Raw genomic sequence first — 21,641 nt, forward strand, 5'->3', positions numbered from 1 at the left:
TGCAATCTGAGAAGGCGGGGCCAACCCCGCCTTCTTCACGCAAAATTTTTGTTCACGTACATTTTCAAGGATGGGCCATGGCCAGTTCAGATGATCGTTTGTTATCCAGAAGGAAGTGGATGGGCGCTGCGGCGACGGCCTCGTTGGGCACGGGCTTGCTCGCGGTGACCGCGGCGGCGCAGTCGCCTAAGGCGGGTGCGGCGGGGAACACGCTTGGCGTGCGCACTTACAACATTCGGGACTTCGGCGCGAAAGGCGACGGAGCCACACTCGACACGGCTGCGCTCCAGGCGGCCATCGATATCTGCGCAAAGGAACAAGGCGGGACCGTCCTGGTGCCCGCCGGTGTGTTCGTTATCGGAACGGTCGAGATGAAGAGCAACGTAACGCTGCACATCTCGGCTGGAGGAAAACTGCTGGGCAGCGCCGATGGCAGACAGTACCACGCCATTGATGCCATCCCGCTAACCGGAGACCACACGCTCAATGATGGAAACGTTGCGCTGATCTTTGCTGTCAATGCCCGGAACGTGCGCATTGAGGGCCCGGGCACGATCGACGGGCAGGGCGCTCAGTTCCGTAGCCCGAGCAAGGGAGTGCCGCCTCCGTCGGGAATTGGCGGCAGCCGTCGCCCGTACCACATGCTGTTTTACCGTTGCGAGCATCTTGCGGTGCGGGATATTTTCCTGACCGCCTGCGCATTTCATTCGGTACGCATTATTAAGTCCAAGTACGTGAACCTGGACGGCATTCACATCCACAACCGGGTGAATAGTAACAACGACGGGTTTCACTTCGTTAGTGCCGAGCACGTACACCTCAGCAACTGCACCGTGGAATGCCAGGATGACGCCTGTGCCCTGTTCGGCAGTTGCAAATTCATAACGGTTACAAATTGCTCGTTCAGTACACGGTGGTCGGTATTTCGGTTCGGCGGCGGTGAGGCGGAAAACATCACCGTATCCAACTGCCTCATCTACGACACGTTCGGCTGTCCAATCAAACTGCGCTGCTCTTCGGGGTCACGCTTCGAGAACATTTCTTTTTCCAACCTGGTAATGAAGAACGTGACGGGTCCAATCTCCATCGGCCTCGGTCCACAACCGCGAAGGGCTGATCGTCCCGCACCAGAGACGACGACGCCTGAGAAGCCGGGTATCGTTCGCAACATTTCCTTCAGTGGAATTCACGCCACGGTGGTTGTGCCGTTTCAGCTTCCAGACGTCCCATTCCGCAGCGGGTACAACCCTGGCGAGATTAAGTCGTGCATGGCTCTGAACGGGATGAACGACGGATTCATTGAGAACGTCAGTTTCAATGATGTTCATGTAACATTCGCTGGTGGCGGGACAGCCGAGGACGCGGCCGTGCGAGATGTGCCGAAGGTGGCGGGCGAATACTACCAGGCCGGGGTATATCCGGCGTATGCCCTGTTTGCGCGCAACGTCAAAGGGCTCACGCTCAACAATATTCGGTTCGAGGTGAGCGCACCTGAACTGCGGCCAGCAATGGTGTTCGATACTGTCGAGGATGTTGCGGTGAGCGGGTTCAGCGCGCAGGGAAACCGTGAAGCGGAATCCTTGCTGCGCTTTATCGGGAGCCGAGATGTCCTGCTGAGTGCCAGCCGGCTGATTTCACCGGCGTCCGTATTCCTCCAGGTAGAAGGTGCGGCAAGCGGCGGGATCACGATCGACGGAGGAGACCTGTCAAAGGCGGCAAAGCCTTTGGCGTTCGCGGCGGGAGCGAAGGAAGAGGCTGTAAAGCTGCGTTCGTAGGCGTCGAAACAGGATGAAAAACAAAGCCCAGACTACTCATCTCATCGGATGATCAAGTCTGGGCTGTTCAACTTCAGCGCCGCCGTGCTGGCCGTGCTTCACTCTGTTCTGCTCTCTTTTACTTAATTACCGGCGCGCCTTTGAACTTCAGGACAACGGTTGAGGAGATCTTGTCCGGTGCAGTTGCGGGCAAACTCAGGACTACACCACCGTCGCTCGCAGCGGACTGGAGTCTCTTCCCGTCTGCCAGCAACGTGGCGGATTCTATAGTGTTCCTCAAACCAGGCACGAGCAGTTTTCCATCTTTGGGCCAGTCGAATACATGGAGATAGAGCGTGGTGCTGTCGCCCGAAACTTTCTTCGTGCACCGTCCCCAGTCCAACTGCTTGAACGGGCTGCCGGCAGTTCCATAGATGGACTCGCCATTCACCTTCATCCAGCTGCCGATTTCCTTCAGCCGCTCCACCGAGCCCGCGGGAATTAGGCCTTCGCCCGTTGGTCCTACATTGAGAAGGAAGTTGCCGCTCTTGCTGGCGATATCGATCAGATTGCGAACGAGTGTTTCAGTGGGCTTCCAGTTTTCGTCGCCCAAGTAGTATCCCCAATGCCGGTTCAGAGTCATGCAGGTTTCCCATGGATCGGGATAGCCGCCTTCCGGGATATTCTGTTCCGCTACTCGATAGTCGCCCATCCGGTTCCCAACACGCTGGTTGACAATGGTGTTCGGCTGTAGGCTGTGCACCAGGCGGAGAAGTTCTTCGCTCTGCGCGCGGGATATTTTTTCAGGCGTGTCGAACCACAAGATGCTCGGCTGATACTGCGTTAGCAGTTCCTTGATCTGCGGCTTGACCTTGCGCTCGAAGTATTTCGTAAAATCTTTCTTGCTCTCGTCCGGATAATCCCACGTGTTGCTTCGATAGCCGTCGCGGGTAGGCACATCAGGATCTTGCCAGTCACGCCCGAGCGAGTAATAAACACCGAACTTAAGCCCCTGCCGGCGCGCCGCATCCGCCAGTTCCTGGATGGGGTCACGCGCAAACGGCGTTCGGATCACAATGTTATAGTTCGAGGACTTGCTGTTGAACATCGCAAAGCCGTCATGGTGCTTGGACGTTATCACCATGTACTTCATCCCAGCGTCCTTCGCGATGCGCACCCATTCATCGGCGTTGAACTTTTCGGGGTCGAACTCATCGGCGATCTTCTCGTACTCGCGGAGAGGTATCTGCAAGTGCCGCATCATGTGCTCGGTCTTGCCGTCCTTCCCGTTGTACTGACAACCGTTTTGGGAGTAGAGCCCCCAATGAATGAACATGCCGAAACGCGCATCATTAAACCATTCCATGCGCTTGGCCACTTCTTCCACAGGATCAAGCTTTATAAGCGAACGGTCAGCATGAGCGTCGCCAGTATCGACCGGCGTAGCGGCATTCTGGCCGATGGCACACAGGCTTAGTATTACGACAAAAAGTAGAGCTTTTACGAACCTAATCATCACTTCCTCCGAACCTTTGTAAAACTGGATTTCAGAACCTGACAGGCGTTACAACCTGGAATTCACGCTTACCGCAGCAGAGCCGACGCGCACCATAAGACGGGCGCTTGGCCGTGAAAATCGCCTGTTCTCCGCTTGCGCGCGAGGTAATAACCCATGTCGTTCTTCTTGTTGGTCCCTTCGCAAACGTTGGTGACGTCCGAGTTCTGGTCGATGTAACCGACCAGTGCCAGCCATCCGGTTCGCGCCGCAAGGCCGTAGGTGTCTTCATCCAGCCAGCCGCTCTTGACGCCGGTAATCATCGCGAACGTAAACATGCCCGTGCTGGATGTTTCAGGCCAGGATTCCGGCTTGTCGATCAACTGCCGCCACATGCCATCCTTTCCCTGGAAGTCCAAAAGCGACTTCATCATCTTTTGATAGCCGCTCATGATTCGGGCGCGCCTGGGATGGTCTGCCGGGAGGGAGCGCAACAACTCCGCCATTCCTGCCGCGACCCAGCCGTTTCCGCGTCCCCAGAAAAATGGCACATCGGGTGCGTGATAGAACAGGCCATTTGGCTGCTGAAGCTTGTCGAGGTACACAGACATCTCCAACGCTGCCCGGTCGAGATATTTCTTGTCCCCAGTGGCCCGATACGCCTGTACCTGAAGAGCCGTGATCATATACATGTCATCGATCCAGAAGCGCGTCTCCTTGGTCAATCCGTCAGGAGTTGGCTCCTCCCACTGGCGGTCGGCAATTGCCTGTCCCATCTCGAGATATTTCTGCTCCTTTGTGTACATGTACATCTGGAGCGGCAAGGCGCCGAACACGGAAGCATCCACGTGACGAGACTTAGGGATGAGCCTGGATTCCGGCTCTGTGAAGAGCGGATCGAAGCGCTTGATCAATCCCGCGGCGAGTTGTTTGTCGCCAGTTAGTTCTGCGAAGGTCATGCCGCCGTACCAGGAACAGGTCTCGGGATAACCGATCTGCTTCGGCCACATATGCGGGCTTGTGACAAAGTGCTCCGCAACACGTTTGCCAACCTCTTCCGGTGCTGTACCATCAGGCCAGTTGGTGAAGTGCTTTTGCTGGGCTGTGACGAGTTGGGAATTCAGCAGAATTAGTCCTACAATCAGGAACATTAGTACTTGGAAATGTCTCCGCATATGGCCTGTTCTTTCGCGATTTCAGAGTAGTGGAATCCGGAACATCAATGTATCCTAATGTGAACAGAAATTTCCAAATTACTTCTGAATGCTGCACCATCGCTCCAGTGGAATGCAACTTGAGTTTTTGCTGAGGCAAACGAATGAGTGACGAAGATTTCAAGCTGAACGACGAGACTGGGCTCGGCCTATCGCGTCGAAGCTTTCTGAAATTGGGTGCCGCGACTGCGGCCGTTCAAATCGCCGGTCCCCGGATGGTGGCAATCGGGGGGAAAGAAGTTCCGGTGTACGGACCGGGCAAAGTGCCGGTGACGCTGGAAGTGAATGGCAAGAAATTGTCCGCCGATCTTGAACCGAGCACAACGCTGCTCGATGCCTTGCGCGACCGGTTCAACCTGACGGGAGCCAAGCGCGTCTGTGATCGCGGCGAATGCGGCGCATGCACCGTAATTATGGACGGGCGGGCCGTGTACGCTTGCCAGACTCTCGCAATCGATGCGCAAGGCAAAAAGATCAAGACCGTCGAGTCACTGGTTTTGCAGGAGGGCGCGGGAGCGAGAGGCGGCCACGTATCTCTGGAAGGCTGGAAGTTGGACCCGATACAGCAGGCATTCGTGCAACACGACGCGCAACAGTGCGGGTTCTGCACTCCCGGTTTCGTGATGGCTTCCAAGGCCCTGCTGGATCGGAACCCCAAGCCCACACCGGAACAAGTGATTCAAGGCCTCAGCGGTAACTATTGCCGCTGTGGAACCTACAAGGGATTAAAGGCGGCGCTTGCGAGTGTGGCTTCGCATTCCGCAGCAGATATTAATAAGAAGAGGGGGAAGTAACGGATGCCTCCGACTAGAACACCCTATTCCTGGCCCGACGCCCCCGAGCGCAAACTTATTGGCAAGCGTGTCACTCGCGTTGACGGCGCGATCAAAGCGGCCGGCGCGGCAAAATACACGTACGATCAGCATCCGGCAGGCATGATTTATGCACGCATGCTGGGCTGTCCCCACGCGCACGCACGCATCACAGCGCTCGACACAAGCGCAGCGGAGAAAATTGCAGGCGTTCGTGCCGTGTACATAATCCAGAAGCCCGGGACGGAAATCTTCTGGGCCGGTGATGAAATCGTCGCCGTTGCTGCCGACAGCGAGAGAATCGTCGATCGGGCGATCGATGCAATCAAGGTGGAGTACGAAGTACTTCCGCACCTCGTCTCTGATCATGAACCACCGGCAAACATCGCGAGCACGTCCGGTCCAGCCTCTGTAGAAGACTTGCGGGGGATGTTCGAGAACCAAACGCCGGATGGCGAGATCATCGCGTACGTCGCGACGAACGGGATCAGTTTCCAACCGACAGAAGACATGCTGAAAACCATGGCTGGGTTCGGCGTGGCACCGGCTGTTTTGAACGCCATAAAGGGCGCCACGGAGAAGCCCGCAGTCCCTAAGCAGCCAAGCTTCTACAAGCAGTCGCCGGCGCAAGTGGAGGGTACTCCGGATTCCGCGTTCAAGCAGGACGGGGTTGTTGTTTCCGAGGGCGTCTACGGCGCGTCTGTCATCGCCCACTGCTGCATGGAGGCACACGGTACGGTTTGCGAGTGGCCGGATAAAGATAGTCTCAACGTCTTCATATCCACGCAGAACGTGTCCGGCATTGCTCCCCAGATGGCCGGTCCATTGAAGATTAGCGCCGACAAGATTCACGTCCACCAGGACCACATGGGTGGCGGGTTCGGCAGCAAGTTCGGTCCCGACCGCTGGGGAATTGTGAATGCGGAACTTTCGCGCATGGCGGGCGGCAAGCCCGTCCGCCTAATGCTCGATCGCGATCGCGAACTGCAAGTCGCGGGCGCGCGTCCCTCCGCTTACGCTCGCGTCAAGATCGCTGCTCAAAAGGATGGCGCGATTGTCGCGTGGCAATCCTTTGGATGGGGCACTGGCGGACCAGGCGGTGGCGGATCTCCGCCTCTTCCCTACGTGTTTGAAATCCCCAACAGGCGAGTCCAGCACACGGCAGTCGTGAACCATATTGGCCCGGCGCGCGCATGGCGTGCTCCGAACCATCCGCAGGCAGCGCTCATTACCATGTCGGCGTTGGACGACCTGGCTGCTGCTCTGCACATGGACCCACTCGATTTCTTCCTGAAGAACATCGACATGACCGGCGCACGCTCGGCGAATTACAGCGAGGAGTTTGGAATTGCTGCCGACCTCATGGGATGGAAATCCAAGTGGCGCTCACGAGAAGTGAATTCGAAAGACAAGAGCACAGTCAAACGCGGGCTTGGGCTCTCATTACACACATGGGGTGGACGCGGTCACCGCTCCGAGTGCGACCTTACAATCCATCCTGATGGCGCTGTTGAGATCAAGACGGGCACACAGGACCTTGGCACCGGCACTCGAACCTGCATCCTGATGGTCGCCGCCGATACGCTCGGTGTCCCAATGAGTCAGTTAAGTCTTCTCATTGGCGATAACAAGTACCCGGTATCTGGGACTTCCGGCGGTTCCACCACGATCGGCGGAGTCAGTGCGGCGACCCGGCGCGCGGCAGTGGACGCCCGTGCTGCGCTGCTGGAACGCGTTGCCCCGGCACTCGAGGCCAAACCAGAAGAACTCGATATTGCTGACGGCGCGATCTACGTGAAGGCTGCACCCTCGCGCAAGCTGACGTGGAAGCAAGCCTGCCAGAAGATCGGTCCCGTGCCACTGACGATACGTGGCGTAAATCCGGATCGTAGCAAGCTCCCCGACCTGACAAATGCGGGAGTAGCCGGCGTACAGATGGCTGAAGTCACAGTGGACACGGAAACCGGCATCGTGCGCGTGAAGAAGATGGTAGCCGTGCAGGACTGCGGCCTGATCGTGGACCTCGAGACCGCAGAGTCGCAAATTAACGGTGCGCTGATTATGGGCATCAGCTCGGCTCTGTATGAAGAAAAGATCCACGATCCAAACACGGGGCGCATGCTGAACCCGAATTTGGAGTTCTATCGACTGGCTGGCATTGGCGACATCCCTGAATTGGCCGTCCACATGATGACCGGCAAGGGCTACGATGAGCGCGGCGTCATTGGGCTTGGCGAGCCGCCTGTGATCTCGCCTGCCGCTGCAATCTCGAATGCCGTCGCCAACGCTATTGGCGTCCGCGTCGGCATGATCCCACTCACGCCCGAACGCGTACTTGCGGCGCTGGAGAGGACACAAGCATGAAGGCTTTCGAATACGCGAGTCCTGTCGATGTGAACCAAGTCTCGGTCCTGCTAGAACGCGGGAAAGGCGCTATTCTGGCCGGTGGTACGGACTTGCTTGCGCTGATAAAGGGCGCGGTGGTCGAACCGAAGCGCCTCGTCAACATTAAAAGTATCGAGGGGCTCGAAGGCGTCGCATCGAGTAAGGGAGGGTTGCGCATTGGCGCCCTCGCTCGCCTGCAAGACCTGGCCGATAACGCGATAATTCGCACATCGTACCCTGCACTGGCTGAGGCATTGGACGAGGCAGCAAGTCCTCAGATACGCAACATGGCCACGATTGGCGGAAACCTTCTCCAGCGGCCGCGTTGCTGGTATTTCCGCAGCGGCTTCGGCCTGCTGGCACTGGATAGCACTGGTGAATCACTCGTGTTGAAGGGCGACAACCGGTATCACGCCATTCTCGGAAACGACGGCCCTGCCTACTTTGTTTCGCCGTCGACCATTGCTCCCGCTCTGATCGCGTACGATGCGAAGGTCACGATCCTCGGGAACAATGGCAAGCGGCGAATCACCCCGCTTCAGGACCTCTACCGCATTCCGAAGCAGAGAGAAGATGTCGAGCACGCCCTGACGCCCGGCGAAGTGCTTACGGAAATCAACATCCCCCCGGCGGCAGCGAACACAAAGGCGGCCGTCTACGAGGTAAGACAGAAGCATGCTTTCGATTGGCCGCTTGCTACTGCTGCTGTCGTGCTTCGGATGAATGGCAATACTGTGCAATCCGCTCGTGTAGCAATGGGACATGTGGCTCCGATTCCGTGGATCTCGACAGAAGCAGAGGCCGTCCTCGCAGGCAAGCCGCTCAACGAACAGACGATCTTTGCCGCGGCCAGCGCTGCGGTCCAGAAGGCAAAGAGCCTCGGCCAAAACGGCCACAAGATTCAGTGCGCACGGACCGCCGTAAAGCGCGCGATCATGAAGGCTGCCGGACTTCCGGTGGCATAGGAGAACAAAGTTTCCATGCTTTGCGATTCCGACCGCTTCGATAAGAACCGCCCGGACCTTTGCCCCTCACTGCGGTGGAAGGGCATGTTTATATTGGCGGAACGAGATCCCTCCGTTCCGCCCACCAACGACGGCCTGTGCTGGTGTGGGCACACGCAGAACTGCATAGGCCCTGACGGCAGACTCGCAGAGCCGGGTGAGTGCTCGGACACTACCCGCAACTGTCACGGCAGCAACTGCGATTAGATCGGTGCTTCGCGAGTGGACGCCGGCTGCTATCGCGGTTGTCACTCTACACACTCTTGGAGAAGTGGATGTTTCGTAAAATTCTCGTCGCAATCAGCTTCATGCTTTTCGCAACCTTGGCCTTGGCGGCCGGACCGGGGAAGGTGGAACAGACGGCAGCATTTTCCGATGCGTCTGCGCCTGCGAACATCACGGCGGCACTCGCGCCTCAAGGCTATCGGCTGACGCTCTATGACGGCACCGTGGTGGACGTGTGGCTGCGCAATTCGATTCCTGTCGTTAAGCAGGCGAATTCAGCAGCCGTCTATCCTGAGCTCGCGCCATCCACATTCGTTGGGGTAATCAGTTTCCGTACTCAAAGAAGCGACTTCCGCGGACTCCCGGTGAAAGCCGGCACGTACACGATGAGGTACGAAGCGCTGCCCGAAGACGGCAACCACATGGGAGTGGCGGCCCAACCGGATTTTGTGCTGCTGGTTCCCATCGGTGCCGATCCCGGTCCTGACGCCAAGCCATCAACGGCCGAACTGCTGAAACTCAGCGCAAAGGCCACAGGCATATCCCATCCTGCCTCGTTCAGCATGGTTCCGATTGAGGGTGCAAGTGGATTCCCATCGCTGTTCTACACCTCGGAGGGATTCGCGGCGTTCGCCGCCGAGGCAACCACGCAATCGGGCAAGCTGCCCTTGGCGCTGGTGGTGAAAGGCGTAGCGCAGCAATAGCATATTTTCAGAACTCACTTCGGTAACAGCGTAGGTCGTAGTTCGACTTCGCCCGCGCATATCGACGAGAGAGAACGTTTGGCGCTCGTTTATAAGAATGACAAACTTTCAGACATAGCTTCCAGTTCTTCGGCCAATCGTTCCGCAGTATGCTCTACCTTTATGTCTGATCCGCACTTGTCCAGCCCTCCGCGGATCTGCATCATGCATCCAGGGCAGTCCATCAATACCAGGGAACTGCCCGTTTCGCTGATGTTCTTCACCTTGCGCTCAAGGATTGGGGCTGAGATTTCCGGCAGTTTCAGCGAATACGACCCACCCATTCCGCAACACGTATCGCATTCCGCCATTTCGACCAGTTCATAACCAGCCTTCGTCATGAGCTCACGAGGCGGCTGGTCAGCCTTCAGCGTCCGTTTGAGGTGGCAGGAGTCGTGATAAGTGAAGGTGCTCATTTTCTTTCCGGGCTTGAATCTGAGCCGTCCCTCGTCAACAAGCTTCTTTACTAATGTAGAAAAGTCGATCACCTTGGCCGAGAGTTCCCTGGCAGCTTCAATGCACTCGGTTTGGCCGAGGCTCTGGAACGTGCTGATGAAATCCTGCTTCAGTGCCACGGTGCAGGTGGGACAGGCCGAGACAACATATTGCACACCTTCTTCGAGCAACGCTGAGATGTTGTCCTCGGCATTCTTGGCAGCGACCTCATAGGCGCCGCTGTAGCGCGCAGGCGCTCCGCAGCAAGTCTGCTTCTCGGGGAAGGTAACTTCGATTCCTGCCTTGTTCAAAATCTTAATAACGGACTCGCCAATTTCCGGATAAGCAAAGTCCACGAGACAGCCGGCATAAAACGCCGCTTTTTCCTTGCACTTAGGCTGATTGATTTTCTTGAACCGGTCCCGCAGAGGCTCTTCCGCAATTGCCGGGAGGCTTCGGAAGCTGGTCATATCCGACAGGAACATCGGAAGATGGCGGATAAGCCCGTTCTTGTTGAAGGGCTTCTGCGCGAGAGAGGCGGCGCGCAGCATGGAGTGAAACAGCTTGCGATTATTCACCACCGAGAAGATGGCCTTCTGCGCCCGAGGCTGACCCTTTTCGACGGCAATCCGCCGTCGCAGTTCCAGAATTAGTGCCGGAATGTCGATCTTGCCCGGGCAGACCTCGGCGCAGTTGCCACACTGAATACACAGGCTTTGGATATCATCCGCGGCTTCGAGCCCGTCGAAGCAGGCCGTGAGAATGATGCCGATGCCGCCCGTATACACCTTGCCGAACACGTGACCGCCCACCAACCGGAATACTGGGCAGACGTTCAAGCACGATGCGCAGCGCACACATTGGAGCGCCTGCTTGAACTTCGGGTCCTGCGCCGTTTCCGTGCGGCGGCTGTCCATGAGGATAATGTGCAGGTCCTTAGGCGTGCCGTCTGTATTGGGCACCGGGCCGCTAATGATCGACACGTAGCTGGTCAGCAACTGGGCGGTCGCGCTTCGGGGCAGTGCGGTCAGGATCGGCACTACGTCGTCGAACTTCGCCAGGAGCTTTTCGATTCCTACGATCGCTACGTGAATCCTTGGCAGCGTGGTGACCAGCCGAGCGTTGCCTTCGTTGGTGACGATGACGATGCTGCCGGTTTCCGCCACCGCCATATTGGCGCCCGTGATGCCCAAATCAGCGTCAAGGAATTTTGCGCGCAGCTTCTCGCGCGCAAACGCCACCAACCGGGGAATATCCGGGGGTTGCCCTGCCTCCACTTCCCTGCTGAATGTTTCGGCGACCTCTTCCTTGAGCATGTGTATCGCCGGCATAACCATGTGCGAAGGCGTCTGGTGTGCCAGTTGAATAATCCACTCCCCCAGATCGGTCTCGTTGACTGCAATGCCGGCCTTCTCGAGGTAGGGATTCAGATGTATCTCCTCGGATGCCATCGACTTCGACTTGACCACGGTCTTAACGCCGTTGTGCTGCGCGAGCCTGAGGATGTAATCCCTTACCGCTTCAGGACTGTTGGCTCGGAACACCTTGGCTCCGCGTGCCTCCGCATTGAATTTGAATTGCTCTGCCAGCTCTTCAAGATGTGCAGCGGCGTACGATTTTCGTTCTGCGATCTGCGTGCGGAGCGTCTCGAATTCGATGCCCTCGTAAGCTTTGGACCGGCTTACGCGGTAAGCCTCAGAAAATCTACCTAGCGCGCCCGTGAGGTTCGGATTGTTAATGGCCGTGTTGATTGACTGGCGGAACTCTTTTTTCATCACCGAATCCTTACGTGAGCTCATCGACAGCGACGATAACCAGTCGCTTTGGTCCATGCACGCCGATGGTAAGCACGCGTTCGATATCGGCTGTGCGACTGGGTCCGGTGATGAAGGAGAAATAGTTAATTTCTTTTATGTTCACCCTGGACAGGAGTGCTGGTAAGTCGGGCAGGATGTTGCCGGTTGCCACGATTGCGATGTGAATTTCGGGGAGTGTCGAGACCAAGCGCTGTTCGACCGCGGTGGCATCCTGGACGAGCGTGCCAGTGTTCGAAATGCCCCAGTGCATCTGGCTGATCCCGATTCTCGCTCCGGCCGCATTCTCGCGATTCACATTGAATCGTAGGCCGGGCACTTCTTCGCAAAGTCGGCTCTTGTCGAATCCATTCAGAAGCGGGCAGTCGGCCCACAATGCGAATCCATTGCTCTCACTTGTCTCGTGCGCGACGAAATTACAGATGAAATCGACTGCCTGCGCCTTTGCAGCAAAGCGGTACACTTCTGCGCTCACCGTCGCCGCTCTTGTCTTGAAGAGATCAAATATCGGGTCCATGCTCACCAGCAAACTCCGAAGATGGAATCATCGTTTCGATTCGAGCGGAATAAGAAAACCGTGCGGCACACTTGTCTTGCATCACGCGTGGCCGCACGGTCAGTGTCAACATCACATCGCTCTTCTCTGCTTATTTCACGGGAACGAGTTTCACGGAAACCAGCGTCAGCCCGAGATTTTGCGCAGCTTCTATCTTCTCCGGCATCAGGTTGAGCGTGTATTGCCCTGCCTTGTCGATTTTCACGCGCCCGATGTTTGAAACAACATGCTTCCAGTAGGGGCTGGTGGGGTCCTGCTCAACGTTGTCGCGATTGACCGTGCCCGCCACCTGCTGGCCGGCAACTTCGACGCCCACCTTGTGTCCACCTTCCCACGCCTTGCCATACTTCTGTTCCGAGCTCAAGAGTTGAACCTCAAATTCTCCAGGACGGCTGACGCGAACTTTCCAGCTCATCCATTCTCCCGTGTTCGTCCAACGCTCCACGACGCCGCGGCTGTCGAAGCGCAGTCCTGGCCCAGAGGCGGTTTTGTGGACCTCGCCGAGAAATGCGGGCAAGGCCAATTGTCCGTTGGGCTGCTGAACAACTGCACGCTCAACCTTGGGTGCTCCGTCGATCTCAAGCACCACGACGGAATCAATTGCGTCGGGTGCGGATGACGGGAGAGCCACGTGTAATGAACCGTCGGTTCTTTTCGTCACATTAAGGTTGCGTTTGTTTGCTAGAAGGTAGGCCTTCTTCACTTTGTTCTGCAGCCCGTTGAGGACGATTTCGTTTCGCCAATCGAACAGGTGGAGGTAAAGCTTGCCCGGCTTTGAAGTGATCAAGCCGAAGTCCTGCTCGTACCGGAAAATGCTGCCTCCGGCGCCGTAGATCGATTCGCCATTGACGCTGAGCCACTTACCGACTTCCGCAAGTCGCTCTACGCTCGGTGCAGGAATGACGCCGGTGGCGTCAGGCCCAACGTTCAGCAGGTAGTTGCCGCCCCCGCTGACCGTTCGTACTAACTGGCGGACCAGAACCGGCACGGGCTTCCAGTCGGAGTCGTTCTTCTTGAAGCCCCAAGTGTGGTTCATCGTTACGGGCGCTTCCCAGTCCTTCTTCACAACGCCGACCGTAATCTGGTTGTCGCCGGTCGAGTCATAGTCGCCTACACCGTTGCCAACGCGACCGCTAACCAGACAACTCGGCTGTAGTTTGTGAACGAAATTCGCCAGGTCCTGGCTTTGCTCTTTGTCCATGATCTTGGGCGTGTCAAACCAGATCAGGCTGATCGGACCGTAGTTCGTCAGCAGTTCACGTACCTGCGGTTTTACTTTCGCTTCAAGGTAAGCAGAAAAAGCCTCCTTGGACGGCTCCTTAAAATCCCAGTCGTTGCCGAAACCATTCGGCTCGTGCCAGTCCTGCGTCTGGGAATAATAGAAGCCAAGCTTAATGCCGGCCTTCTGGCAGGCGGCGGCCAGTTCCTTCAGCGGGTCACGGCGGAATGGTGTCGCGTCAACGATGTTGAACTTGCTGGCGTCACTCTTGAAGATCGCAAACCCGTCATGGTGTTTCGAGGTGATGACGATGTACTTCACGCCAGCTTGCTTTGCGATCCGCACCCACTCCTCGGCGTTGAACTTCGTTGGATTGAATTGCGGGGCGAGAGCCTCATACTCAGAAACCGGAATCTTGGCGCGGTTCATGATCCACTCGCCGATTCCGGGAACTTCACGCCCCTTCCATTCACCGGCAGGCACTGCGTACAGTCCCCAATGGATAAACATTCCAAACCGCGCTTCGCGCCACGATTGCAACGCCTTCTCGGTAGCCGGGGATAAGGCCGGTTTCCGGCCCCAGGCAGTACTAGCCATAGCCAACAGCAACAGAACTGTAATAGAAAGCCTACGTATCATGATTCCACCTGCATCACTTCTGTTGGTTTGAGCAACTTACTTCCACTCTTATACGCTCTTCCAGTAAAAAGCCCAATAATAACGCTAACGTGATCGCAGCCAGCTACTCTAGAATGCAAAAGCGCATCCAGCGCAGGGCAGGCTTTTGTTGGCCGTCCGAGGCCAGCCGCCTTTAGCACGTGGAACCAGCGTTGCGCATCACGCAGTAGCGAATTCATCGTAATTACATGCCCCAAGAGAGGACCCTTAAATTTAATGTCGATGCATATAGGCCGGACGTGCCGTTTGATGTTCCTGGTTTTCCTGCTGAGCTATCAGTCGTTCGCTGCGTTAAGCGCTAAGCAACCGACGGCGGACTCGAGTGTCGGGTCCTTCAAGCAGGTCTCGAATGCGGAAGAACTCAAGGCTGCAATAGTGTCGGCTAAGCCCGGCGACACCATCGCCATGCGCGATGGGACCTGGAAGGATATCAACATCGTCCTTAGTGCCGCGGGGACAGCATCAGCACCAGTCACCCTGCGCGCGCAGACTCCAGGAAAAGTGATTCTAACGGGTGGATCTACCCTGACGTACACCGCGCCGTATGTAAACGTGGAAGGCCTTTTATTCCGCGACGGCGCGCTGACCTCCGGCTCCGTGGTGACATTCAAGTCCGATCACGGCAAGTTATTGAGTAGCGCAATCATCAACTACAACCCACCGGACCCGCTTACCAAGTACTACTGGGTGTTCTTCGAGGGCAGCGACAACCTTGTCGAACGCTGCTCCTTCAAGGAGAAGACCAACATGCAGCCGTTGATAGGCAACGGCATTCAGGGAGCGCGCCGCAACGCTGTTGTCCGAAACCACATCAGCGACATGGGCTCAAGCCATGGCCGCAATGGAATGGAGATGTTCCGCATCTGGGGCTACGGCGGTAGTGAGGAACTGGGGGACGACGGCGCCTACTTCACAGTCGCCGAGAATCTCTTGGAACGCGCTGATGGCGAAGGCATGGAGATCATCTCGCTGAAATCAAACCGCAATCGCGTATTGAATAACACCATTCGCGATACGATCGGCGGCATTACCAATCGCAGCGGCAATTTCAATACAATCGCCGGCAACGTTATCCTCTGTGGCGGCCGGCGCGGGGCCTATGGGATGCGTACCACGGGCCAGCAGCAGCGCATTTACGACAACTATATTTCCAATTGCGAATACGGAATCATGCTAATGAGCGGCGAATATATCGACCGCGATTTGACGGGCAAATACGAGCCGATCAAGCGTGAAGGAACGCCGCTGGGCCGTGTACCGCGCTACGGATGGGTAAAGCAAATCGAGGTCGCGCGCAATACCCTGGTGGACAATTCCGGCCCCGACATCACCGTCGGCGGCAACTACAAGAGTGGCTGGCCTGGCGCTCAGCGCGTGCTTTTACCCGAGGACAATTTGATCGCAAACAATCTGATCATAAAGACTAAGGGCAGCACGGTTCTTGAGACGACAGTTCAGGACAGCCAAGCCCCGCTTGACGGATTCAGCTTCAAGCCCAACCGGTTCGCTTCGAATGTTGTATTCGGAGGTGAAGCTGTGATCCCGGAGGGGTTCACACGGGCTGGAGCGGACAAGATGCCCCCGGCTCCGCAAGTTAAACCCCTGACGGTCGCCGACGTGGGTCCGGAGTGGATGAGGAAATAATCGGTACGCAACAGAAGTCGAACAAAAGAGTAACCCCGTCTGTGCAGGCGGGGTTACTCTTTGGTTCCATGTGGGCGCATTGCGCTACGTCCTGGTTTGACGCCGTTCGTCGTGAACGGCGACCAGTTCGATGCCTTTTCCCCTGGAACTGAGGTTGCGGCTGTATTGCTTATCCTTCCCATTGTTCCAGTGCTCATGAACACCGAGGCTGGCCAGCGCCGTGCCGTCCGGTTTGTAAACCGTGCCCGATGCCGCCTTTGAAGCCTGCGCAGCTTCGTGCAGATAATTGTCGGCATGAAGGTCGTGACCGCGGCCTCGACTTGAAGCCAAGTACCCGCCAAACTCCGAATGCAGGAAATCCAGGCCGACGGAATCGATAGCTACCGGATCTAATGACATCAAATAGCTGCTCGACCACTGGCCGCCAAAGAGCCTGGCCCAGCCGGCAAATTCCGCAATGACTGGGTCGTTCGCGTCCCGCGTGCCAAAAAGCGCGTCCACCATGAACAGGATCGTCTTGCCACCGAGCTGCCGCGTGCCGATCAAATCGACAAACGGGTTGTAAATGCCCATCTTGTGCTGCCACGTGTTGATGAACATCTTATGGTCACGCCCGTCGATGGAACCGTAATGGTTTTTGGCTGTTAGTGTGAACCCGCACGTGGGATGGCCTTTGAGCAGCGCCATGTTGATGATGTACTTGGACTGAAAAACTACTTCCGGAACGCTCGTACCGCAGGTGTTGTTTTCCGTCACCGAATATGAGAAGGCATTCTTATGCCAGGTTAGTGGCTGCCGGCCATTCACTCCGTCACCCTTCGAATCCATCCAGATGACCTTGGGGAACTCGGCGTGACACGGCTTGTAAATTCGGTCAGGGATCACGCGCACGGCTTCATACACGACGATGTTGTCCTGAGGCACGCCCGCGTTATGGACAAGCTGGCGCAAGATCGCCAAGACTGACTGCGGAGCTGCATCAACCTGGTCGTCCACGTCGGCGTAGCCGGCATAACAGTTGTTGCAATTAACCTTGAGAGCGACCACCTCGCCCTTGCGATACCCAACATTGCCGCTTTTGTTAGTCCGGTTGTGATGGTGGAAGATTTTTTCCCAGGCTTGGCGGTCATTCTTTGCCCCTGCCAGGGCTCGCAGAGAGCGTGAAACCATGCTATCAACTGCGGTCTGATTGATTCCGGTATTGTCATCCCACCAATGTGAGCCAGTGTTGAGATCGCCCTTCCACGGCGTTGCAGAGGAATCGCGCACCCAAACAACGCGTCCGGGGAAAATACCTTTGGCGTCACCGATGGGCGAGTTGGGCGGGTCGCTCGGCACCCAACCTGGAGTGCGATCCGGGAGTTCGGCGACCGGTTTATCAGCCTTTTCGGGCACCTCGGCCGCATGGAGTAAGCGTTCAGGCAAAAGCGAACAGCACAAGCCGATCATGCCGGCAGATGATTCCAAAAATCGGCGGCGTCCAGAGTCGCCCTGCTTGCCAATCGAGCGACTGCCTGTTACAAAGTTCCGCCACGACTTCATTGCGATATCGAATAATTTCATTTGCGTAGCAGAGTACCTGAAACGGTTTGGATGCGCTACGTCGGTCTACAGAAGACGTTCAATGGAGGGTGGCAGCGAAACAAAAGTCGCCAAATCATCCTTTTCCGAATGACGTATTATGAATCATAGGAAGGTCAGAACCGAGATTGATTCAGGATTCGAAACTTCGCTTCGTCTCTCACCTTGTGACATTACCTGCGAAATACTCGGATTGCGTTTCGGCCTGGTTCGGCAATCGATAAAAGATGGAACTATTTTCTGGTGCTCAGTGTGTCGGGTATGCTGCTTTTGTCCTCGGCGTGGCGGCCTTCGTTCAGAAAAACGATCGGCGACTAAAAGGTCTTAATGCAATCCAAGGTCTCTTTTACGCTTTGCATTTCTTCCTGTTGGGCAATCTGCCCGCCTCTTCCAGCTCGTTCATATCGGGCTGCCGGTCGTTTCTGGCATTGAAAAGCCGCTCGCCGTGGCTGGCGGCGTTCATCGTAGCTGTGAATGTCGCGGTTGGCGCCGCGCTTGCCAGCAGTGGTCTCGGTTGGCTGCCCATAATCGGCTCGAGCGCCGCAACCTATGCCATGTTCAGGATGCAAGGTGTCCCTATGCGGCTTGTTCTGCTGACCTGCACTTTTCTCTGGCTGGCGAACAACATTGTGAGCCATTCGATCGGCGGCACCCTGCTCGAATCTGTTATCGCGATCACCAACATCTCAACCATGATTCGGGTGCTCAGATCGCAGGAACAAAGATCGCCGGTGACCGCAGAGGTCGTACCGGCGGGCGACTAACTTTGCTGTGCTTCGGGCGCGCTGCCCGGCGGTCGCGGGAACGACGGAGGCCGGCAGCAGAGCAGCGTCACTGACGGCCTCGTCCCTGTTCTTAGCTCCACGTTAAGATCGTGATGGAATCGGACGGAAGAGTCACTGCGAGTACAGAGTGCCCGATGACGCGTATCGCCGGCTGCGGAGCATTGGCACGGTTCGTCAGCACAGCCGTATAGCTGCCCGATCGATCCCTCGTTACCACGTGATGAACATCCGCCGTGCCTCCGCGCTCGATGTGCCGAGAAAGTGCTCCATCGCCCAGTGCTGCCCGCTGTAGGTGATCGCGCACAGCGCCTCATGGGGACACGTGTTTACGATCGCGTCAATCTGCAGGGCGAAGCCTGTCGCGGAAAGTTGTACTCCGTGTTGCAACTTGTGATAATGAGAGGATAGATACCACAAGCTATGCCGTGCCCACCCAAGTGGAGAGTGCGACACCTTTTGTTCGCGCTCATAAATGTCATTACGAAGGAACGCTTTCATCATGTCCAGAAAAACTTCTGTAGGCAACGAGGATCACCTGCCCTCTGCTCAACAATCAAACAATCACATCTGCGAGACTGATAGCGTTGCCGATACCGATATCGGCTGTGACTGTCACCGTTTGTTCAGCCGGCGCACCTTCCTCGCCGGAGTCGCTGGGACCGCTCTCATTGCGGCCGCGGGGCCTCTCGCAACCGTTGCCTGGGCCGAAGACGGCCCTTTAAACCTCGCAACCGTCGCAACGCCTTCTAGCTTATTCACGTCTGGCGACAGCAAGCTCTCGGCGCTGAACGATGACCTCACTCCGGCCAACTCCCGCGACGACCATCATGGTTCCTATGGAAATTGGCCGAAGGTCGACACCCAGTGGGTCCAGTACGACTGGAGCAAGCCTGTCACCACCAACAAGATCGACGTCTACTGGTGGGTCGATGGCAGAGACGTTGGCGCGCCGACCTCCTGCCGCGTGCTTTACTGGGATGGCAGAGACTTCGTTCCTGTGCCGAATGCTAGCGGCCTGGGGGTTGTGCCAAACCAGTTCAATACCACCACATTTGCCCCGGTGAAGACTGATAAGCTGCGCCTAGAAATCGTTTCCGACGGCAAGCGTTCGACCGGCATTCTTGAGTGGAAGGTTTACAACTTCGGCCCGGTTCCCGCTTTGCTCCCGGTTGTCGATGCCGGCATCGACCGCGTCGTCGTTCTTGGCGGGCAGACCTACTTAACTGGCAAGGCGCTGTGGCTCGTGCCCACCTCCGCCAATCGGGTGCAGTGGACGAAGGAATCCGGCCCCGGCCGAGTAGCCTTCGCCAACGCTGCCGCGCCCGAAACCGCCGCAACTTTCACCACGCCCGGCGAGTATGTCCTCAAGCTGACGGCCGGCCGAGGGAAGGAGCAGACGGTCTCGACGCTTAATGTTTACGCTGAGCCAGCCCCGCCGAAGGAGCGGCTCGATGTCGTCTACACGACGAAGTACGCGATTGACAGCCCGTTTTGGAACAAGCGCGCCAAGGCGCTCATCACCAGTTGGATTCCTCATTGCATCGAGTATTGCGAGCGCACGGACCTGAAGACCGGTCAGGGCGGTCTCGACAACTTCATCGAAACCGCGAAGGCGCTTCGCGGCGAGCCGCACGGCCGTCACCTGGGCTATGTATTCTCCAATGCCTGGGTCCATCAGACGGTCGAGTCCATGTGCATTGCGCTGATGGTCGATCCCCAGGGCGATGCGGACATCATCGCCGCGCAGGCGAAGATGCGGGACACGCTTGAAAAGTGGATTCCCATCATCCTCTCTGCGCAGGAACCCGATGGTTATCTGCAGACGGCCTTCACGCTGGCCGACCGCAAACGCTGGCCCGAACGATGGTCGCCCGAGCAGCGTGGCAATCACGAAGGCTACGTTGCCGGATACTTCATCGAGTCGGCCATCAATCATTACACTCTGACCGACGGCAAGGATCTGCGGCTGTACAACGCCGCCAAGAAACTGTCTGACTGCTGGGTCGCCAACATCGGCCCCGGCAAGAAGGAATGGTTCGACGGCCACCAGGAGATGGAGCAGGCGCTGGTACGCTTCGGCCGCTTCGTCAACGACATGGAAGGCAACGGACGTGGCGATGCCTACATTAAGCTCGCCAAGTTTCTGTTGGACTCTCGTCGTGGTGGGCAGGAGTACGACCAGAGCCATCTGCCGCCCGGACGTCAATACGAGGCCGTGGGCCACGCCGTCCGCGCAGTCTATTACTATTCGGGAATGGCCGACATCGCCGCCGAGACCGGCGATATCGATTACCAGAGCGCCGTTATGTCGCTCTGGGACAACATGGTCAATAAGAAGTACTACGTGACCGGCGGCATCGGCAGCGGCGAAACGTCCGAAGGCTTCGGCCCGAACTACTCGCTGCGCAACAACGCGTATTGCGAATCCTGCTCCAGCTGCGGGCTCATTTTCTTCCAGTACAAGAACAACCTGGCATACCACGACGCCAAGTTCGCCGACCTGTACGAGGAGACGATGTACAACGCGCTGCTCGGCGGCGTGGATCTGGAGGGCAAGAATTTCGCCTACACCAACCCGCTGATCAATACAACACGCACTCCGTGGCACGCCTGCCCGTGCTGCGTCGGCAACATTCCTCGCACTCTGCTCATGGTTCCTACCTGGACCTACGTGAAGAGCAAGGATGCGCTCTACGTCAATATGTTCGTCGGCAGCCGCATCAACGTCGGCAAGGTCGCGGGCACAGATGTAGAGATGGTTCAGAAGACGAACTATCCGTGGAACGGAGCGGTTGAAATTACGGTCAATCCAAAGCAGGCCAAAACCTTCTCTGTTTACGTGCGCGTTCCAAACCGTGCCACCAGCAAACTTTACACAGCGACGCCGGCTGTAAGCGGTCTCAAGAGCTTTGCAGTCAATGGCCAGGCTGTGAAGCCACGGATCGAGAAAGGCTACGCCGTGATTACGCGCGAGTGGAAAGCCGGGGATCGCATCGAAGTGGAGTTCCCAATGGAACCTCAGCGCGTGAAAGCGGACAGCCGGATTAAAGCGGATGTTGGTTTGGTGGCGCTCCGCTATGGGCCGCTCGTCTACAACGTGGAGAAAGCGGATCAGCCCGATATCGACAAGCCGCTGAGTGCTGCTCCGTTAAGAACGGAATGGCATGGCGATCTGCTCGGTGGCGTGTTGACCATCAACGGTAAGTGGCAGGATGGGAAGCCGATGCTCGCAATACCGAACTACGCGCGCATGAACAGAGTTGAACCGGAGCCAGTGGAAACTGCCGCCGGCGAACC

At 57.0% G+C, this 21,641-nt stretch carries 15 protein-coding genes; 8 read left to right on the forward strand and 7 right to left on the reverse strand.

The features are described from left to right. Positions 1-77: 77 nt before the first annotated feature. Positions 78-1,775: a glycosyl hydrolase family 28 protein gene (locus VN622_16390; GenBank protein ID HWR37442.1), complete on the forward strand. Its 1,698-nt coding sequence runs from the start codon at positions 78-80 to the stop codon at positions 1,773-1,775. A gap of 118 nt (positions 1,776-1,893) precedes the next feature. Here the strand turns inward: VN622_16390 and VN622_16395 are convergent, their stop codons facing one another. Then, complete coding sequence (locus VN622_16395; GenBank protein ID HWR37443.1) at positions 1,894-3,270, reverse strand: alpha-L-fucosidase; 1,377 nt, start codon at positions 3,268-3,270, stop codon at positions 1,894-1,896. A gap of 68 nt (positions 3,271-3,338) precedes the next feature. Then, complete coding sequence (locus VN622_16400; GenBank protein HWR37444.1) at positions 3,339-4,400, reverse strand: glycoside hydrolase family 88 protein; 1,062 nt, start codon at positions 4,398-4,400, stop codon at positions 3,339-3,341. 167 nt (positions 4,401-4,567) lie between these two features. Between VN622_16400 and VN622_16405 the strand changes: the two genes are divergently transcribed. From VN622_16405 to VN622_16420, 4 genes are all read left to right on the forward strand, one after another. Further along, positions 4,568-5,257 carry a (2Fe-2S)-binding protein gene (locus tag VN622_16405; protein HWR37445.1) on the forward strand — a complete coding sequence of 230 codons (690 nt, stop codon included), beginning with the start codon at positions 4,568-4,570 and terminating at the stop codon, positions 5,255-5,257. A 3-nt stretch (positions 5,258-5,260) separates the two neighbouring features. After that, entirely contained in the window at positions 5,261-7,639 is a 2,379-nt protein-coding gene (locus VN622_16410) for a xanthine dehydrogenase family protein molybdopterin-binding subunit (GenBank protein HWR37446.1), read from the forward strand. Further along, a complete protein-coding gene (locus VN622_16415) occupies positions 7,636-8,625 on the forward strand; it encodes an FAD binding domain-containing protein (protein ID HWR37447.1) in 990 nt (329 codons plus the stop codon). The genes VN622_16410 and VN622_16415 overlap by 4 nt, the downstream gene beginning before the upstream one ends. Before the next feature lie 314 nt (positions 8,626-8,939). Continuing rightward, positions 8,940-9,593: a hypothetical protein gene (locus tag VN622_16420; GenBank protein HWR37448.1), complete on the forward strand. Its 654-nt coding sequence runs from the start codon at positions 8,940-8,942 to the stop codon at positions 9,591-9,593. Positions 9,594-9,682: 89 nt separating this feature from the next. Here the strand turns inward: VN622_16420 and VN622_16425 are convergent, their stop codons facing one another. The 3 genes from VN622_16425 to VN622_16435 form a co-directional block, all read right to left on the reverse strand. Then, positions 9,683-11,842, reverse strand: coding sequence for an LUD domain-containing protein (locus VN622_16425; GenBank protein HWR37449.1), 2,160 nt, complete (start codon positions 11,840-11,842; stop codon positions 9,683-9,685). A gap of 10 nt (positions 11,843-11,852) precedes the next feature. Then, positions 11,853-12,398 (reverse strand): lactate utilization protein, encoded by a 546-nt coding sequence (locus tag VN622_16430; GenBank protein ID HWR37450.1) that lies wholly within the window; start codon positions 12,396-12,398, stop codon positions 11,853-11,855. Positions 12,399-12,528: 130 nt separating this feature from the next. Then, positions 12,529-14,253 (reverse strand): alpha-L-fucosidase, encoded by a 1,725-nt coding sequence (locus VN622_16435; protein HWR37451.1) that lies wholly within the window; start codon positions 14,251-14,253, stop codon positions 12,529-12,531. 297 nt (positions 14,254-14,550) lie between these two features. On the opposite strand from VN622_16435, the gene VN622_16440 reads away from it, so the two are divergent. Further along, on the forward strand, positions 14,551-15,978 hold the full coding sequence (locus VN622_16440; protein HWR37452.1) for a polysaccharide lyase 6 family protein: 1,428 nt from the start codon (positions 14,551-14,553) through the stop codon (positions 15,976-15,978). Positions 15,979-16,062: 84 nt separating this feature from the next. Here the strand turns inward: VN622_16440 and VN622_16445 are convergent, their stop codons facing one another. After that, positions 16,063-17,541 carry a DUF362 domain-containing protein gene (locus VN622_16445; GenBank protein ID HWR37453.1) on the reverse strand — a complete coding sequence of 493 codons (1,479 nt, stop codon included), beginning with the start codon at positions 17,539-17,541 and terminating at the stop codon, positions 16,063-16,065. A 245-nt stretch (positions 17,542-17,786) separates the two neighbouring features. On the opposite strand from VN622_16445, the gene VN622_16450 reads away from it, so the two are divergent. Beyond that, the gene (locus VN622_16450; protein HWR37454.1) at positions 17,787-18,323 is read left to right on the forward strand and encodes a YgjV family protein; all 537 of its coding nucleotides are present in this window, start codon (positions 17,787-17,789) and stop codon (positions 18,321-18,323) included. A gap of 231 nt (positions 18,324-18,554) precedes the next feature. On the opposite strand, the gene VN622_16455 is transcribed toward VN622_16450, so the two are convergent. Beyond that, a complete protein-coding gene (locus VN622_16455) occupies positions 18,555-18,845 on the reverse strand; it encodes a hypothetical protein (GenBank protein ID HWR37455.1) in 291 nt (96 codons plus the stop codon). Between VN622_16455 and VN622_16460 the strand changes: the two genes are divergently transcribed. Then, positions 18,844-21,641 (forward strand): beta-L-arabinofuranosidase domain-containing protein (locus VN622_16460; GenBank protein HWR37456.1); only part of this gene is annotated, 2,798 nt, incomplete at its 3' end. The two genes, VN622_16455 and VN622_16460, sit on opposite strands and share 2 nt — an antisense overlap.

The sequence above is a fragment of the Clostridia bacterium genome (assembly GCA_035561135.1).
GTDB lineage: Bacteria > Acidobacteriota > Terriglobia > Terriglobales > Acidobacteriaceae > DATMYA01.

Coding starts and splice junctions, on each gene's coding strand:
- VN622_16390 (HWR37442.1), top strand. CDS start 78: ATGGCCAGTTCAGATGATCGTTTGTTATCCAGAAGGAAGTGGATGGGC.
- VN622_16395 (HWR37443.1), bottom strand. CDS start 3,270: ATGATTAGGTTCGTAAAAGCTCTACTTTTTGTCGTAATACTAAGCCTG.
- VN622_16400 (HWR37444.1), bottom strand. CDS start 4,400: ATGTTCCTGATTGTAGGACTAATTCTGCTGAATTCCCAACTCGTCACA.
- VN622_16405 (HWR37445.1), top strand. CDS start 4,568: ATGAGTGACGAAGATTTCAAGCTGAACGACGAGACTGGGCTCGGCCTA.
- VN622_16410 (HWR37446.1), top strand. CDS start 5,261: ATGCCTCCGACTAGAACACCCTATTCCTGGCCCGACGCCCCCGAGCGC.
- VN622_16415 (HWR37447.1), top strand. CDS start 7,636: ATGAAGGCTTTCGAATACGCGAGTCCTGTCGATGTGAACCAAGTCTCG.
- VN622_16420 (HWR37448.1), top strand. CDS start 8,940: ATGTTTCGTAAAATTCTCGTCGCAATCAGCTTCATGCTTTTCGCAACC.
- VN622_16425 (HWR37449.1), bottom strand. CDS start 11,842: ATGAAAAAAGAGTTCCGCCAGTCAATCAACACGGCCATTAACAATCCG.
- VN622_16430 (HWR37450.1), bottom strand. CDS start 12,398: ATGGACCCGATATTTGATCTCTTCAAGACAAGAGCGGCGACGGTGAGC.
- VN622_16435 (HWR37451.1), bottom strand. CDS start 14,253: ATGGCTAGTACTGCCTGGGGCCGGAAACCGGCCTTATCCCCGGCTACC.
- VN622_16440 (HWR37452.1), top strand. CDS start 14,551: ATGTCGATGCATATAGGCCGGACGTGCCGTTTGATGTTCCTGGTTTTC.
- VN622_16445 (HWR37453.1), bottom strand. CDS start 17,541: ATGAAATTATTCGATATCGCAATGAAGTCGTGGCGGAACTTTGTAACA.
- VN622_16450 (HWR37454.1), top strand. CDS start 17,787: ATGGAACTATTTTCTGGTGCTCAGTGTGTCGGGTATGCTGCTTTTGTC.
- VN622_16455 (HWR37455.1), bottom strand. CDS start 18,845: ATGATGAAAGCGTTCCTTCGTAATGACATTTATGAGCGCGAACAAAAG.